Source organism: Geitlerinema sp. CS-897 (genome assembly GCF_028368005.1).
Taxonomy (GTDB): Bacteria; Cyanobacteriota; Cyanobacteriia; order Cyanobacteriales; family Geitlerinemataceae; genus Baaleninema; species Baaleninema simplex.
This window is the reverse complement of the sequence record NZ_JAQNCQ010000232.1, coordinates 1-15,294: the sequence shown is the minus strand read 5'-3', so window position 1 is coordinate 15,294 and position 15,294 is coordinate 1. Positions and strand designations below refer to the sequence as shown.

The 15,294-nt window shown below is 51.7% G+C and carries 17 protein-coding genes and 1 pseudogene; 7 read left to right on the top strand and 11 right to left on the bottom strand.

Translation table 11 applies throughout. From position 1 onward, the window contains the following. From POG22_RS14695 to POG22_RS14670, 6 genes are all read right to left on the bottom strand, one after another. On the bottom strand, positions 1-174 hold a 174-nt coding region (locus POG22_RS14695; RefSeq protein WP_498906078.1), incomplete at its 3' end, for an RRXRR domain-containing protein. A gap of 190 nt (positions 175-364) precedes the next feature. Beyond that, positions 365-586 (bottom strand): hypothetical protein, encoded by a 222-nt coding sequence (locus tag POG22_RS14690; protein WP_498906072.1) that lies wholly within the window; start codon positions 584-586, stop codon positions 365-367. Between the two features lie 99 nt (positions 587-685). Continuing rightward, the gene (ndhD1, locus tag POG22_RS14685) at positions 686-2,263 is read right to left on the bottom strand and encodes a photosynthetic/respiratory NAD(P)H-quinone oxidoreductase subunit D1 (RefSeq protein ID WP_017661364.1); all 1,578 of its coding nucleotides are present in this window, start codon (positions 2,261-2,263) and stop codon (positions 686-688) included. Between the two features lie 149 nt (positions 2,264-2,412). Further along, positions 2,413-4,467: an NAD(P)H-quinone oxidoreductase subunit 5 gene (locus POG22_RS14680; protein ID WP_063715660.1), complete on the bottom strand. Its 2,055-nt coding sequence runs from the start codon at positions 4,465-4,467 to the stop codon at positions 2,413-2,415. Positions 4,468-4,719: 252 nt separating this feature from the next. Beyond that, positions 4,720-5,073: a thioredoxin family protein gene (locus POG22_RS14675; protein ID WP_035493172.1), complete on the bottom strand. Its 354-nt coding sequence runs from the start codon at positions 5,071-5,073 to the stop codon at positions 4,720-4,722. Positions 5,074-5,114: 41 nt separating this feature from the next. Further along, a complete protein-coding gene (locus POG22_RS14670; protein WP_063715671.1) occupies positions 5,115-5,783 on the bottom strand; it encodes an NnrU family protein in 669 nt (222 codons plus the stop codon). A gap of 877 nt (positions 5,784-6,660) precedes the next feature. Between POG22_RS14670 and cpcD/petH the strand changes: the two genes are divergently transcribed. Both cpcD/petH and POG22_RS14660 read left to right on the top strand, forming a co-directional pair. Continuing rightward, complete coding sequence (gene cpcD/petH, locus POG22_RS14665) at positions 6,661-7,896, top strand: bifunctional rod-capping linker CpcD/ferredoxin--NADP reductase PetH (RefSeq protein WP_063715661.1); 1,236 nt, start codon at positions 6,661-6,663, stop codon at positions 7,894-7,896. A 277-nt stretch (positions 7,897-8,173) separates the two neighbouring features. Then, positions 8,174-8,437, top strand: a complete 264-nt coding sequence (locus POG22_RS14660) for an IS1/IS1595 family N-terminal zinc-binding domain-containing protein (RefSeq protein ID WP_498906076.1) — start codon at positions 8,174-8,176, stop codon at positions 8,435-8,437. 114 nt (positions 8,438-8,551) lie between these two features. On the opposite strand, the gene POG22_RS14655 is transcribed toward POG22_RS14660, so the two are convergent. Continuing rightward, complete coding sequence (locus tag POG22_RS14655) at positions 8,552-9,202, bottom strand: TetR/AcrR family transcriptional regulator (protein ID WP_063715663.1); 651 nt, start codon at positions 9,200-9,202, stop codon at positions 8,552-8,554. Positions 9,203-9,313: 111 nt separating this feature from the next. On the opposite strand from POG22_RS14655, the gene POG22_RS14650 reads away from it, so the two are divergent. Then, positions 9,314-10,285, top strand: coding sequence for a Rieske 2Fe-2S domain-containing protein (locus POG22_RS14650; protein ID WP_063715664.1), 972 nt, complete (start codon positions 9,314-9,316; stop codon positions 10,283-10,285). Positions 10,286-10,374: 89 nt separating this feature from the next. Here the strand turns inward: POG22_RS14650 and gnd are convergent, their stop codons facing one another. Further along, positions 10,375-11,790, bottom strand: coding sequence for a decarboxylating NADP(+)-dependent phosphogluconate dehydrogenase (gnd, locus tag POG22_RS14645; RefSeq protein WP_063715665.1), 1,416 nt, complete (start codon positions 11,788-11,790; stop codon positions 10,375-10,377). Positions 11,791-12,031: 241 nt separating this feature from the next. Here gnd and POG22_RS14640 point away from each other — a divergent pair, with 241 nt between their 5' ends. After that, positions 12,032-13,171, top strand: a complete 1,140-nt coding sequence (locus tag POG22_RS14640) for a Ycf66 family protein (RefSeq protein WP_498906071.1) — start codon at positions 12,032-12,034, stop codon at positions 13,169-13,171. A gap of 204 nt (positions 13,172-13,375) precedes the next feature. Next, a complete protein-coding gene (locus POG22_RS14635) occupies positions 13,376-13,600 on the top strand; it encodes a hypothetical protein (RefSeq protein WP_026097957.1) in 225 nt (74 codons plus the stop codon). Here POG22_RS14635 and POG22_RS14630 read toward each other — a convergent pair. Next, on the bottom strand, positions 13,597-13,752 hold the full coding sequence (locus POG22_RS14630; RefSeq protein WP_498906070.1) for a hypothetical protein: 156 nt from the start codon (positions 13,750-13,752) through the stop codon (positions 13,597-13,599). The genes POG22_RS14635 and POG22_RS14630 overlap by 4 nt on opposite strands. 59 nt (positions 13,753-13,811) lie before the next feature. Continuing rightward, positions 13,812-14,213: a dihydroneopterin aldolase gene (folB, locus tag POG22_RS14625; RefSeq protein ID WP_498906069.1), complete on the bottom strand. Its 402-nt coding sequence runs from the start codon at positions 14,211-14,213 to the stop codon at positions 13,812-13,814. Positions 14,214-14,359: 146 nt separating this feature from the next. On the opposite strand from folB, the gene POG22_RS14620 reads away from it, so the two are divergent. Both POG22_RS14620 and POG22_RS14615 read left to right on the top strand, forming a co-directional pair. After that, positions 14,360-14,887 carry a hypothetical protein gene (locus tag POG22_RS14620; protein ID WP_063715668.1) on the top strand — a complete coding sequence of 176 codons (528 nt, stop codon included), beginning with the start codon at positions 14,360-14,362 and terminating at the stop codon, positions 14,885-14,887. 52 nt (positions 14,888-14,939) lie between these two features. Then, a complete protein-coding gene (locus POG22_RS14615) occupies positions 14,940-15,158 on the top strand; it encodes a hypothetical protein (protein ID WP_498906074.1) in 219 nt (72 codons plus the stop codon). Between the two features lie 19 nt (positions 15,159-15,177). Here the strand turns inward: POG22_RS14615 and POG22_RS14610 are convergent. Beyond that, positions 15,178-15,294 (bottom strand): annotated as a pseudogene (locus POG22_RS14610) (IS1 family transposase); the annotation flags it as partial.

Genomic DNA, 15,294 nt, shown 5'->3' with positions numbered 1-15,294 from the left:
TTTGAGTTGAGTTTCCCGAACGACACAATCTTTGGCTTCAATCTCGTGCAAGATAATGGTAAATGGATAGCGACGAAACACCGAAGCACGACCGGATTTCAGGAGCCGCCGCGCCTTGGCTGGATGGCATGGTGCTAGGGGTTTTTTGTCTTTGTCGAGAACGAAAACGTGCATAATACACAACTCCCAAAAGGGGTAACGTTTGCCTCGCCAAGATTACGTCTCGGTACTATCTGAAAAGCACTGCCTTAACCCGTTTTAAGCTGTTTAACTTTTCAGTTCTAGAGCGACAAGCTGGCAACGTACTCGTCGGTAGGAACTTAAACTCTGGGACGTAACGTAGTCTTCGGAAGACTTAGGCTGGTCAACTTGTGGGCTTTTTCAAGCCCCCGTCATAGCCAACAGGCTTGACGGCGGGTTGTTGACAGCGTAGGTTTTCGAGAGGTTGCACGAATCTCGGGGTGTAGTTGCCCAAAACCGACACGCGAGGGCGATCGCTGAGGACGCCCGGAAAAAACACATATCCCCGTCCGTTCAGGATTTCGTGAACGGCGTTCGAGAGTTCGATTGTGGGACGCTTCGGCACGGTTCTCTCCGACGGCTGCCTTTCGATTGTGACACGATCGCAAAAACCCCGGCTGCCAAGAACCAGGGTTTTTAACACAAGACTGTTTTTTTGTCAAGTCTAGCGATCGAGACTCGGGGCTTTCTTCAGCGAGAACGGCAACGCTTGCGCGACCTTACTGTTCTGCGCTAACGTCGGCACCGCATCCCGCAGTTTCGCCGTCAACTCCACCGTCGTCGCGTCGTACATCTGCGTCAAAATCTTCGGATACAGCCCGATTCCGATAATCGGCACCAGCAGCGAACCGATGACGAATACTTCGCGGGGTTCGGCATCCACGAGAACCTCGTGTTCGACGAGTTCCTTGTTTTCCGGTCCGTAAAGAATTTCTCGCAGCATCGACAGCAAATAAATCGGTGTCAGGATCACCCCAACCGCCGCCAAGAAGACGACGACGATGCGGAAGGTCAAGCTGTACGCATCGCTAGTTGCGAAGCCGACGAACACCATCAACTCAGCGATAAAGCCGCTCATACCGGGCAACGCCAACGACGCGAGAGAGCAAGCCGTCCACATGGCGAAGACTTTCTTCATCTTCTGTCCCACACCGCCCATTTCGTCGAGCATCAGCGTGTGGGTGCGATCGTAAGTACAACCGACTAAGAAGAACAAACTCGCCCCAATCAAGCCGTGGGACACCATCTGCAACACCGCCCCGCTCATGCCGAGATCCGTATACGAAGCGATCCCGATCAAGACGAAGCCCATGTGTGAAATCGACGAATAGGCAATTTTCCGCTTCAGGTTGCGTTGAGCGAACGACGTCAGTGCTGCATAAATAATGTTCACCACGCCCAAAATCACCAACGCTGGCGCAAACACCGCGTGGGCGTCCGGCAACATTCCGGCGTTCATCCGAATTAGGGCGTATCCCCCCATCTTCAGCAGAATTCCCGCCAGCAACATGTGCGCGGGAGCAGTCGCTTCACCGTGGGCGTCGGGCAACCAAGTATGAAGGGGGAAAATCGGCAGCTTCACCCCGTAGGCAATGAGGAACGCCGCATACAGCCACAGTTGCAAGGTCATCCCATAATCTTTCAGGGCGATCTCTTGCATATCGAACGTGACGGTATCGCCGTAAAAGGCCATCGTCAGAGCCGCCACCAAAATAAAAAGCGACCCCCCTGCGGTGTAGAGAATGAACTTCGTCGCGGCGTACTGGCGTTTTTTACCGCCCCAAATCGCCAAAATCAGATAAACCGGAATCAGTTCCAGTTCCCACGCCAGGAAGAACAGCAAAATGTCCTGAACGGCGAAGACCGCAATCTGTCCGCCGTACATGGCCAGCATGAGGAAAAAGAATAATTTCGGCTTGAACGACACCGGCCAGGCAGCCAAAATCGCCAGGGTGGTGATGAATCCCGTCAAAATAATCAAGGGCATCGCCAACCCATCGGCACCGACCGACCAGTTCAGGTTCAGTTGGGGAATCCAAGAATACCGTTCGACGAGTTGCAAGCCGGGAGTGTCGAGATCGTATTGCGTGTAAAACGCATAGACGATCGCGCAAAAGTCGATCAGCCCTACCACGAGGGCGTACCAACGCACCGTCTTTCCGTCTTTATCCGGCACGAACGGCACGAACAAAGCGGCGACGATGGGAAACAAAATAATTGTTGTCAGCCAAGGAAAATCCATACGTTATCTACGCTCGGCAAGTCATTGTTGGGTAATGGGTCAAAGGTAATGGGTAAGCGGTGGTGTGAAGGTTGCCATCGTATCCGTTATCCCGTACCCGTTCCGAGTGACTGGAACGGAATTCTTGCAAACCGATTACCCGTTACCGATTAAGTCACGCCGAAAAAGACGACGATGCCCAAGACGGCTCCGAAGATCGTCAGGGCGTAGAACTGAGCGCGACCGGTCTCGAAGTACTTCAGCCCTTCGCCGCTCAGCAGCGTAACCAACCCCGTTAGGTTAACAGCACCGTCGACGATGCGGTAGTCCACTTCCATAACTTGCCGCGCCAAACGACGGCTTCCTCGGACGAAAACCTTGTCGTACAGTTCGTCGAAGTACCATTTCTTCAAAGAGAACAGGTACAGGGGTTTAATTTTTTCGGCGATCGCCGCCGGGTCGATTTTACCCCGTAGGTACATCAGCGATGCCAGGGTAATGCCGATTAACGCAATGCCGACAGAGTTACCCGCCATAATCGCAAATTCGCCCAACTCGAATTCTTCGGCCATTTCCGCCAGGGTGGGAACGGCTTCACCCGGAGCGTGGACGAACGCCTCGAAGTAGTTGGCAAAGGGCATCCCCAACAATCCGATGAGGGCAGAGGGAACCGCTAAAACTGCCAAGGGAAGTGTCATCGTCCACGGCGATTCGTGGGGACTGTCGCTGTGACCGTGACCGTGGCTGTCGTGGGGTTCGGCTTCGGCGTCGAGTTCGCGCACGTCCATCGCACCCGGACCGAACGCGGCAGCCCCCGAGAGTTGTTTGCGAATTTCCATGTCGTTGCCCCGGAAGTCCCCTTCAAAGGTGGAGAAGTACATCCGAAACATATAGAAGGCGGTGATACCGGCCGTCAGCCAGCCTACGGCCCACAGTGCGGGGTTGGCCGCAAAGGCAGAGCTGAGAATTTCGTCTTTCGACCAGAATCCGGCAAAGGGAGGAATCCCACAAATGGCCAGGGTTCCGATTAAGAAGGTGATGGCGGTTACGGGCATATATTTCCGCAGTCCGCCCATGAGTCTCATGTCTTGGGCGAGGTCGGGATCGTGACCGACAACACCTTCCATGCCGTGAATGACCGACCCCGAGCAAAGGAAGAGCATCGCTTTGAAGTAAGCGTGGGTCATCAGGTGGAACAGTCCGGCACTGTACGCGCCGACCCCCATGGCCATGACCATATATCCCAGTTGGGAAATCGTGGAATAGGCGAGACCTTTTTTGATGTCGTTTTGGGTGATGGCGATGCTGGCACCGAGGAAGGCAGTAAAAGCGCCCGTCCAGGCGATGACGTCGAGAACGGCGGGGATTTCCTCGAAGACGGGGAACATCCGCGCGATCAGGAATACGCCGGCCGCCACCATCGTCGCAGCGTGGATGAGGGCAGAAATGGGCGTCGGACCTTCCATCGCGTCGGGCAGCCAGACGTGCAGCGGGAACTGGGCGGATTTGGCTACGGGACCGAGGAAGACGAGGATGCCGAAGAGGACGGCTAGGGTGCTGCTGATGGCGCCGCTGGCGATGAGGTCTTGCAGGCGTTCGCCGATGGTGATGAAGTCGAAGCTTCCGGTGGCCCAGTACAAGCCCAGGATGCCCAGGAGTAAGCCGAAGTCTCCAACGCGGTTGGCGATGAAGGCTTTTTGGCAGGCGTCGGCGGCGGCGGGGCGATCGTACCAGAAGCCGATGAGCAGGTAGGAACACATCCCCACCAGTTCCCAGAAGATGTAAATCTGGACGAGGTTGGGACTGATGACCAAACCCAGCATGGAAGAGCTAAACAGGCTCAGGTAGGCGTAGAACCTCACGTAACCGGGATCGTGCGCCATGTAACCGTCGGTGTAGAGCATCACCAGGAAGGCAACGGTGGTCACGATCGCCAACATGACGGAGGTGAGGGGATCGATGATATATCCCATGCTGAGGTGGAAGTCTCCGGCCGCCGCCCAGTCGATGGTTTGGGTGACGGGGGCGTGACCTTGAATTTGACTCCACAGCAAGGCAAACGACAGGGTCGTCGCCGCTCCTAACAAGGTCAAGACGAGAACTGCGTTCGCTTGTCGCAGGCGGTTCGTCACCTGGTTATAGGAAATTAGCCCCAAGCCAACGAGGGTCGCGCCGACGAGAGGTAGCACTGGGATTAACCAGGCGTATTGGTATATTGGTTCCATACGTGAATGCCTACTTTAGTTTATATTTCTTCACAATTAATAGGAAAGGACGTTTTTATTGTTACATATACCTACGCTTAAAATTTATCGATCGCATGGGTTACAATTTTGTTTTCGTATTTGAGGGGGGTCAAACGCAACGCCGATCTCGGACTGACGAACCGACGGTGGCGATCGCCCCAACGAAAAAAACCTCTCGGGGAAACTTCTCCGAGAGCGAAGACGATCGAGGGCGAGTGTGTGGGATCGCAGTTAGGGAACGGCGATCGGGCAGTCCCGACGGTAGCGGTGAGCGATGTCGGATAGGGTATTCCGTAAGGTATCGCGTCCGTGGAAGCCTTCGATGCGTTGCACGACCTGATGTCCGTCAAATAACAGTAATGTCGGTAGCGTCGTCAGTCGATAGGTGCTGGCGAGTTTTAAACTCTCGTCTGCGTTAATATCGACCAATTTGACGCGATCGCCGAATTCTGCGTGAAACTGAACCAACATCGGATGGATTAGGTGGCAAACCCCGCACCAAGGCGCCCAAAAGTTGACCAGAACGGGAACGTTGGACTCTAAAACCTCTTTCTTGAAACGCTGCTCGCTAATGGACAACGACATGATGGGCATCTATTAACTTCTTTTATCGTTATGGGATCATGCTACCAGGGTATGTTACCCGTGACACGCAGTAACCACGGATGCGCCCACCAAAATCCCAGGACGAAAATCGTCGTGCCTAGGTAGGCCGGACGCAAAAATTCGCCCGCGTTCAAGCTCTGTCGTCCCTGGACGATGGCCAGAAACGGCACGATCGACGTCCGAGATTTTACGGATTCAAAGGCATCGCCGAAGCGGGCGGCTAAGCGGCGATCGCCGTGCCAGACGGCGAAGAGGTGATGGGCGATCAGTCCTAAAGACGTCACGAGGGTAAAACTGGTACCGATCCAGAGGGTGTGGGCGATACACCAAATGACTTGACCCACCATTTGAGGGTGGCGACAGATGCGGATAATCCCGGTTTCGTACAAGTGAACTTGAGGTTTGGCGATCGCCGCAATTTCACCGAGATTAAACGTGGCCGGATACAGAAAAATAAAGGAGATGAAAGACAACCCCCAGACGAGAGGTTTGACGACAGGAACCCCCTGCACCATCCACAATTGCGCTCCGTCGTAGCGGTGAGCGATAAAGTAAGCGATAAGAGCCACCGCTAAAGGAAGGCTCACGAGGGCAAAGAGGACGCGATAGGGACGAGCGCCGATTTTTGTTTCGCCCCAGGGTCGCAAGGCCGCCAGTCCGCTATGGGCGACAGCGAAGCCGAGAAGCATTCCCAAAATGATGAAGTGACTCGGTGTCAGCCAGGTTTCTTCCACGGGCGATCGCCTGAATTCGTCTGGGTTTCAGTAGCCGCCGATACTTCGGGCGTCCAACTGACCTTAATTCTATCGTGAACTACCCGGCGCTGACCTTCTGGGTACAGCGCGGGCTTCCCAATTCGTTGGCAATAGCCGCCAGAACTACGTGCTTCTATTGGTCTTACATTGCCTCCAAGGGCAGGAGTCCGGGTTCCCAAGACCCATGCTTTTTCTGGCAACCTGTACCTGTTAGCTTGGTTGTCGCTTACGGCAGGGAGAGTCCAGATATTTCATTCTACCCAAAAAGTTGTGTCGTTTATCGATTTTCGGGGGGTGCATCTCACTTTCGCAAATACACAAATTCGGCAATTTGTCAATATTTTACTCAAGGACTGCTAGAAGGGGATTTACTCCTTTAAGTATTTATACTTATCGCAGAATTGAGATGCACCCTTTTCGGGGCATCGTAGACGCGAAGCGGCTTCTGCTCGAGTACCCCTCAATTGACGCGGGGAGTCCATGTTGTTGCTGAGCTTGTCGAAGCATCCCGACGCTGACCTTTGGTACGGCGCGGGACTTGTGAACCCCTCATCAGTTAAAAATATTTTAAAAAAACTTAAAATCCCTTCAAAATGATATCTGCGCGACAGTTGCCGATCGACCGGTTCGTTATGGTATTCGCGGAGGACGGTTTGGTTATTCCATCGAACCCCTTTAGAATAGAGGATTGTAGCTGCGATCGCACGATCGTCTCCCATCGAAGCAGTTTGGAGACTTCCTTCAAACTGACCGTTCGACCTGGGTAGGCAGCAGCCAACGTTAACTAGGGTTCTGATAACAAGATTCACTCATGTACAATCCAAACGCCTCTGGTGCCAACAGCACCGTTGCTGGAAATCGCCTCTTCGTTTACGAAGTCGAAGGCTTAGGTCAAAGCACAGATGCTGGAAGCTCTCCGATTCGTCGGAGCGGTCTCATGACGATGACCGTTCCTTACAATCGGATGAACGAAGAAATGAAGCGCATTACGCGCCTCGGCGGAAAAATCGTCAGCATCCGACCGCTCACGGGGGAAGACTGGAATAACCAAGCCGCCTCTGCTAACGGACAGCAGCAAGCAGAAGCGAGCAAACCCATGACTCAAGCCAAACCAGAAGCGACCAAAGCCCAGTCTGCCAAACCCGCGAAGTCTGCCAAATCTAAGAAAAAAGACGTTCCTGTTAATATCTACCGTCCGAAAAAGCCCTTTATCGGCAAGTGCGTCAGTAACGACGAACTGGTGCGGGAAGGAGGTTCGGGTCGCGTGCGTCACCTGAAATTCGATATTTCGGAAGGGGACTTGCGCTATCTCGAAGGACAGAGTATCGGCATCGTTCCCCCTGGAGAAGACGAGAAAGGCAAACCTCACAAGTTGCGCCTGTATTCCATCGCCTCGACTCGTCATGGCGACGACGGCGACGACAAAACGGTGTCTCTGTGCGTGCGCGAACTGGAATACAAACACCCCGAAACCGGCGAAACGGTGTACGGCGTCTGCTCTCGCCATCTCTGCGAACTCAACCCCGGCGATGACGTGGCCATCACCGGCCCGGTTGGGAAAGAGATGTTACTTCCCGACGACGAACACGCCAACGTCATCATGATGGCGACGGGAACCGGAATCGCCCCCTTCCGCGCCTTCCTGTGGCGGATGTTCAAAGAACAACATGAAGACTACAAGTTCAAAGGCTTTGCGTGGCTGTTCTTCGGCATTCCTTACACGGCGAACATTCTCTACAAAGAAGAACTCGAAGCGCTGCAAGCTGAGTTCCCCGAACAGTTGCGGATTACCTACGCCATCAGTCGCGAACAGAAAAACGCTGAAGGTGGCAAGATGTACTTGCAGCACCGCATTCAAGAAAATGCAGATGAAGTGTGGCAGTACGTGCAACAGCCAAACACCCACACTTATATTTGCGGTTTGAAAGGAATGGAAGGCGGCATCGACGAGGGAATGTCCGCCGCTGCCTCGAAACAAGATGTCGATTGGGCGGATTATCAGAAGCAGTTGAAAAAAGCCCACCGTTGGCACGTGGAAACTTATTAAGCCAACGTTTTTGCAAAACTTGAGTTGAGTCGGGGGGGGGGAGAGGTCTCCACCCTCGATTTCTTTTTGATAGTCGATCGTTAGGGTTGACAGAAAAAGTAATGGGGAGAGGGTGGTATTACACGAAATCCGCACCCCATACCCCCTTTTAAAGCGATCGCCTAAAATCGATTCAAGTCTTTGCGTACATGGACTTGACGATGAGGGTTACAAAACAGGGTTTTTACAACGGGATTTCGTATTATACAGTAATGATAAAAAAATAATTCTGTGGTTTATGCTTATGATTTGTCCTCAATGCGGCAGTGAACATTACGTCAAAAATGGCCACACTTATTATAGAAAGCAAAGATTTAAATGTAAAGATTGTGGTCGTCAGTATGTTGAGGGATCTCAATACCAACATAGTTCTGAAGAAACCTGGGAATTGGTCGTTCGCGAAGCGGAACGGAGTTCTCTCGACTTCTTTTTGAGGAAATTTCATTATCCGGTATTTCTCGAGTCACAAGAATTTCTATGCGACATCTTCAAGAATACGTAAACAAGAAGTTAGCAACGGCGTGGAACCCAACAGCCGATCGATCGCGGGCGGTGCGTAGCACTATCGAGTAGGTCAGCTCGTATCCGATGAACTTACATTTTTGAGATGCACCCATTACGAAGCCATCAAGCCTGAAACGAGCAAGTCAAGAACAGCATCTGTTTGTTGTTCGATCGTTTCAGAACTCAAAAGCTCTCTGTCAGGCTCGAGATACTTTAAATTTTCATGAGCGTCGAAGTAAAACGAACAAATTCCCAAAATATTAATTGCAGTCAAAAAGGGATCGACTTTACGAAAAACTCCCTCATTTATTCCTTTTTCTAACAGTTTGACAATAGATTGAAATCCTTCTTGCCACCCAGTTTGCTCGCCGTAGCGCCCTTGGTTTTGCAATGCTTCTTGAAACCAGAGCATCCCATGCCATCGGTTTTTAGACTCAAATTTTATATAGCTACGAACGATAGACTCTAAAGCCTGTTCGACAGGTTGTTGTTCGATATCGATCGATTCAAACGATTCGTTGATTTCTAGGACGAGCTGATTTAACACAGCCTGATACAGTGTTTTCTTATTTTTAAAATAATAACAAATCATCGCTTTAGTCACACCACTGCGCTTCGCAATATTTTCAGTTCTCGCCCCAGATAAACCATACTGGGCAAACTCCTCGATTGCAGCCGAGAGAATGTTGGCTTTCGTGACTTCTGCATTCCGGCTTTGCTTTTCCTCGTTGTGCTTGGGGGTGAAGCGGGGTGTTTTCGGCATGGTTGCAACCCAATCGGCAAATCAGACTCCTCTATCTACTTTAATCCTTGACATCCATCTATAGACCTTGCTACGCTAACTAAACAGTTGTTTAATTAAAATCCACAGGTTATGAAACCTATTCTTCCAGGAGCGCCTTGGCTAGTCGCTCACCGCTCGATGCTGGGCGTTAATCGTCCTTATCCGCTCACCTTGAACGGTCGAGATTACGTACTCTGGCAAAATACATCGGGGGAAATCTCTGCGCTGAGTAATATTTGCCCTCACATGCAAGCTCCCTTATCGAAGGGGTGGATTTGTCAAGAGCGCAACACGATCGCTTGTCCGTTTCACGCACTAGAGTTTGACGGTTTGGGGCGACTTTTTCGAGATGGAGAATTGAGTCGAACGTCTTTCATCGAACCGCTAAAATTAATTGTTGACGGTGATTTCATCTGGACTTACGGCGGCTTTCAACCTCAACTTCCAGTTCCCGACCTACATCAAAAAGTTGCAAACGATTACGATTTCTTGGGTGTAACCGCTCAAAAAAGCATTCAGAGCGATTTTCTAAGCTGCCTGAAAATCAACTACGACCACAACCATCAAAATGGAACGCATCGAGAGTTTTTTAAGTGCAAATCCTGTCGATCTGAGTTCATCGAAAAAGAAGGCATTTATGCCAAGGTTTCACAAGTCGTCGAAAAAGATGACTATACACCGGAAGAGATCGCAGAAAACCCCATGTTGGGTGCAATCCCAGATGTGATGAATAATTTTCTGGAATATGTCTTTCCCTCAACTCAGTTTTTCTGCTTGCAGTCGCCAGAAGTACAAACTTATCAAGGGCATATCCTGTACCCCGAGACTGAAAATCGAACTCAAACATTTATTTTGCTGTATGCAAAATTCAGCGACCCGAGCTTAAAACCAGTCATGAAAGACTCTTTGCTTCATGCAGCTTCGATTGTCGTCCAGCAAGATACACAATGTTTAGAAAGCTTATATCCCAGGCAAACACCCAAAATTCATCTACCCAATGAAGACATCATGGTCTATGCAGAAGAACTTTATAACAACTGGGAGAGTGCGCCAGTAATTTGACAAAAAAAATTAACAAAAAAAACCGGCTTCTCAAAAGAAACCGGAAAAGTCACCACGGGAAAAACTGTGTCAAAGCAGGTATTTACCGTTTAAAACCACTCAGCATGGAAAAACTCACCGCGCGATTTGTCCGTGCGTTCGTAAGTGTGAGCGCCGAAATAGTCTCGTTGCGCTTGTGTGAGGTTTTGCGGAAGTCGTTCGCGACGGTAGCTGTCGAAATAATCGAGAGAGGCGCTAAACGCAGGAACGGGAATCCCCAAGCCGTTCGCCGCCATCAACACTTCTCGCCAAGCGGCTTGGCGATCGAGAATGGTTTGTTTGAATTCCGGCGCGAGCAGCAAATTCGCCAAATTGGGATTTTCATCGAAAGCACGTTTGATTTTATTCAAAAATCCCGCTTTGATGATGCAGCCGCCTTTCCAAATTCGCGCGATTTCGCCCAAATCGAGGTTGTATTCAAACTCCTGAGATGCCGTTCCGAGCAGCGCCATCCCTTGGGCGTAAGAACACATTTTCGAGCAGTAGAGCGCGTCGCGAACCTTGTTGATAAACCCTTGCGTGTTACCGTCGAACTTCCCGCCGGGGCCCGCTAGTTCTTTGGCTGCCGCCATCCGTTCGTCTTTATAGGCTGACATGACGCGGGCGTTCACCGCCGCCGTGATAGTGGGAATGGGAACTCCGAGTTCTAAGGAACTCACCACCGTCCAGCGTCCCGTTCCTTTTTGTCCGGCGGCATCCAAAATTTTATCGACGAGGAAGCCGTCGCCCATATCGTCTTTTTTCTTGAAAATATTGGCGGTAATCTCGATCAAAAACGAATCGAGTTCTTCGGTTTCGTCCCACTCGGCAAAGACGTCGTGAAGCTGCTCGTTCGTCAACCCGAGAACGTTTTTCAAGAGATCGTAGGCTTCGGCGATCAACTGCATATCGCCGTATTCGATGCCGTTGTGAACCATCTTGACGTAATGTCCCGCGCCTTTGGGGCCGATGTAGGTGACGCAGGGTCCGTCGTCCACTTGGGCGGCGATTTTCGTGACGATGGGTTCGATCGCCTCGTAAGCTTCCCGCGTTCCGCCAGGCATCAAACTCGGGCCGTTGAGCGCGCCTTCTTCACCACCGCTGACGCCCATTCCAATAAAGCGCAACCCCGCCGCTTCGAGATCGGCCACGCGGCGATCGGTATCTTCGTAGAGCGAGTTTCCGCCGTCGATAATCATATCACCGGGTTCGAGGAGCGGTTTGAGTTGCTCGATGACCGCATCGACAGGTTTACCCGCCTTCACCATCAACAGGATTTTTCGGGGGCGTTCGAGGGACGCGACGAATTCTTCGAGGCTGTGGGCAGGTTTGACGTTCTTACCTTGGGCGCGATTTTCCATAAACGCCGTCGTTTTCTCGGTCGTGCGGTTGTAGACAGCCACGGAAAAGCCGTTGCGCTCGACGTTCAGCGCCAGGTTTTCACCCATTACGGCGAGACCGATGACGCCAAAATTCTGTAAAGCCATATATATCGTTTCAACTCGACTGTTTGGGATGTTTCGATGCTTCGATTCTTTGTTCAGGGTAGCCCGATCCCCCTCAGAAGATGGGGAAGAAGATGTTAAGAGTGGAGGAGGGGGAGAAGGGGAGAGGGGGAGAGGGCGAGAGGGGGAGACGCTTCTGCGTTATCAATTGTCAATTGTCAATTGTCAATTCCATCTGACCTGTAGAATAAAGCAGTAGAGAGATTTAGGGGTTAACGACGTAATGCTTGCCTATCTGCTTGCTGTTGCCGTTGGTTTGGGCAGCTTTATTCTCTTTATGGCAGCTTTCTTTTTCCCAGAGGTCTACCGAAAGGGAGATTTCGTCTGGAGTGGCGTAGGGTTTTTCTACGCTCTGGTGCTGTGGTTTTGCGCCGGACGCTTCACGGGGGCGGTGCTACTCGGTCAAACCGCCAGCGTCACACTCATCGGTTGGCTGGGGTGGCAAACGCTACGACTGCGTCGGGAGGTGACACCTCGCGATCGTCAAACGCCGACGGATGCTTGGGAGGAAAAAGCGTCGGAACTGCTGTCTCGAGAAACACCTCCTGCTACGACACCGCAAGCTGAGGAACCCGGCGAAGCAGAGTCGCCTTCGGCTGAAACGAAGGAAGCTGCGGAGGAAGCGATCGCGATGCCTGAAACGCCGGACGCGACGGAAACACCGGAATCGACGATCGCAGAAGCCGAAGACACGATGCCTGAAGCCCCGTCTGAAGGTGCGACGGCGAAGGACGAAGATGTGCTTGAAGGGGAAGACACCGCCAAACCCGAAGTGAAGACCCCCGAACCGACTGCTCTTTCAGCAAGTCAAGCCAAACCAGGGCTGTTCGGGAGAATTGGCAGTTTGTTTAGTCGCGTTAAGCCCCAACCGTCTCGATCGCCTGTTTCCCAACCGAGTTCGGAGAAACCCCAGGTTGAATCTACTGAGGAGCCGTTTGAAACTGACACTGGAGACGAGACACCTCAAGAGACTTCTCTGCAAGACAGGTTGGAGAGCGAAACCTCTGCGGCGGACAGTTCGGAGACCGAACCCGTTACGGAAGACGAGATGAAGGCAGATTCGACGGTTGAAGAGGGGGTCGAGGACGAGGAGAGCCAAGACACTTCTGAAATTGACCGATCGCCCGAGGCCGTGTCGGAACCTGAAGATACAGTCGAAGCGTCAGTGGAAGACGTGTCTGAAGTCGAACGACCTGACGCCGCTGAAGTGTCCGACGCGGGTGCAGATACAGCCGAATTGAAAACCGCCGAAATTCCCGAGGCCGAGGATATGACGGACGAGTCCGACAATATCGAAGTTCGGGAATCAGAAGAGAGTACCGATCGCGATGACGAGGAGGACTCGCCTAAGCCAGAAAAGTAAAGAACGGTAGGTATTTCGGCAACATTTCGTAATAAATTGGTGAAATGGCGATCGAAATCACAAAACTTAAACGGCTCGATCGCTAAAATTCCCCCTAAATCTCACGGCACACTTCGGGATCGCGTCACGTCGCGAACGCTCGGAAACTCAGATACTGGGATTAGACTTAACGAGTTATTAGGATTGACGATCTTGAACCGACCTATCATTTCAATTCGCGATCTCGTGCGCGAAGCGCTAGAGACGGGGTATCTTTCAGTCGAAGCTGAAGAACAACTGCGCCAGTGCTTGACGCAAAAGTACGATCTTGAAGATTTTCATGCGTTCGTGCGACTGCAACAGGCGGCGATGCAAGGGAAAGTTCGACAGGAATCGCGGGAGTTATTGGAACGTCAGTCCCAATCTCACCCGCAGTCGGTTCCCTGTTAGCGATCGCCTTTCGTGTTGTTCTGCTCGAGCTGTCGAACGCGATCGAGCATTTGACGCCATTGTGAAACCAGCCATTTAGCGGAGTCGTCGTCGTGAAATTCCAGATAGACGATGGTTTGACGAATGAGATACTCGAACTCACTTGGGGTCACGGCAGTTCTCTCGAGAGCAGTTTAACATCGGGGTGCATACCATCTTTGATTGAGATTGTTTAACCGAGGCTTTCTGTTTCCCCGGCTTCGATTATCTTTTCAGGCGTGCGAGGACGGGCGATATCTACTGTAATTTTTCCACCGAAATCGGGAATGGGAGCGGCGGGTTTACTCAGACGCACGCGCACCCGTTCTAGGCGATCGCGCGTGAGTAACTCTTCCGCGATCGCTTCAGCCAAGCGCTCGATTAGGGCGTATTTTTGCGTCTTGACGATGGTTTTGACCGATTCGATCGCCCCGCGATAGTCGAGGGTGTCTTCAATGCGATCGCTCTTTCCGGCGACGGCTAAATCCACCCACAGCGTCAGATCGAGGTCGAACCATTGCCCTAAAACCTGTTCTTCGGGCAAAAATCCCGTGTATCCGTAACAGCGTAAATTTGAAATTTGGATGCAATCCATATCACAAATATTTTTATTGTCAATATTTCGTTGTAAAAGTATACAATAAAAACGATGGCAGAAGACGAACGCCAGAGCAACCCAGCGAAGTTCGATAAAACTGCAATGATTGCAATAATAAAGCGTAGCCTATCGAACCGTTTCCTGTGAAATCAAGATTCTGGCTCGGAGCGATCGCCCCTCTCGGCATCTTCGCCGCGATCGTGCTGTCGGGCGATCGAACTCTAGCCGATTCTACCTGTCCGAAAGACCTCGAACCGCTGATCGCTCGAATGTTGCCCGAGCTTCCCGGTTATATCAACCGCGTGACCGCGCGATCGCAAACGACCAACGATCCTCTCGCTCGGAGTACCGTTCTCGTAGCGGGGCGTCCAGAATTTCAGGCGATCGAACTCGATCGCGACCCTCCCGAGAACGTCCGTCAAGTCTTTATCACAACTCTCGAGCGTACCTATACCACCGACAAAATCCACCAACTCCAACATTTCCACTGGCTGTTTCTCACCCAAGCCGAAAATGGAGATTGGTGGCTCGTAACCATGTTTTCAAGTCTCGACACCGCCCGCGATAACATCGTCACCCCACCCCGAGAAACCAGCAGTAGCGCGATCGCCTCGGGAATTCGCGACTGGCTGCGAGACTGTCGAGCTTCCGGTGATGAGGAGATGAGGTGATGACGGTAGCAGTCTCAGAACCTTGACAACTGGATACCGACCTGGGTGAGGGATTGTTCCCTTCATCTCCTATACCTACGATACTGCCGGTCGCCTGGATACAGCCACAGACGAACGGGGAACCACTGATTTCGATTACGGACCTCTCGGTCAGCTACTCTCGCGTACCGAACCCGACCAAACGGAAATTTCCTATACTTATGGCGATGCCGGTCGAGTCGAAACCGTGACCACCCCCGCAGGCACTCTATCCTACCGCTACGACGGGTAGTGGCCAAAACGTAGTGATATTAAAACTGGACTTGTATGCATTCATTATAATGATGAAGAAAAGTCAAAATCGCCCCGATGTGATTTTCTAATTTTTTTGAAAAAGATAAAGTTTTACGAACCAGTCGAGAAATTCG

Bases quoted from the DNA above. Each gene is read 5' to 3' on its own strand.
- cpcD/petH (WP_063715661.1), top strand. From the start codon at position 6,661: ATGTACAATCCAAACGCCTCTGGTGCCAACAGCACCGTTGCTGGAAAT.
- POG22_RS14670 (WP_063715671.1), bottom strand. From the start codon at position 5,783: ATGCTTCTCGGCTTCGCTGTCGCCCATAGCGGACTGGCGGCCTTGCGA.
- POG22_RS14675 (WP_035493172.1), bottom strand. From the start codon at position 5,073: ATGTCGTTGTCCATTAGCGAGCAGCGTTTCAAGAAAGAGGTTTTAGAG.
- POG22_RS14680 (WP_063715660.1), bottom strand. From the start codon at position 4,467: ATGGAACCAATATACCAATACGCCTGGTTAATCCCAGTGCTACCTCTC.
- gnd (WP_063715665.1), bottom strand. From the start codon at position 11,790: ATGGCTTTACAGAATTTTGGCGTCATCGGTCTCGCCGTAATGGGTGAA.
- POG22_RS14650 (WP_063715664.1), top strand. From the start codon at position 9,314: ATGAAACCTATTCTTCCAGGAGCGCCTTGGCTAGTCGCTCACCGCTCG.
- POG22_RS14655 (WP_063715663.1), bottom strand. From the start codon at position 9,202: ATGCCGAAAACACCCCGCTTCACCCCCAAGCACAACGAGGAAAAGCAA.
- folB (WP_498906069.1), bottom strand. From the start codon at position 14,213: ATGGATTGCATCCAAATTTCAAATTTACGCTGTTACGGATACACGGGA.
- POG22_RS14660 (WP_498906076.1), top strand. From the start codon at position 8,174: ATGCTTATGATTTGTCCTCAATGCGGCAGTGAACATTACGTCAAAAAT.
- ndhD1 (WP_017661364.1), bottom strand. From the start codon at position 2,263: ATGGATTTTCCTTGGCTGACAACAATTATTTTGTTTCCCATCGTCGCC.
- POG22_RS14640 (WP_498906071.1), top strand. From the start codon at position 12,032: ATGCTTGCCTATCTGCTTGCTGTTGCCGTTGGTTTGGGCAGCTTTATT.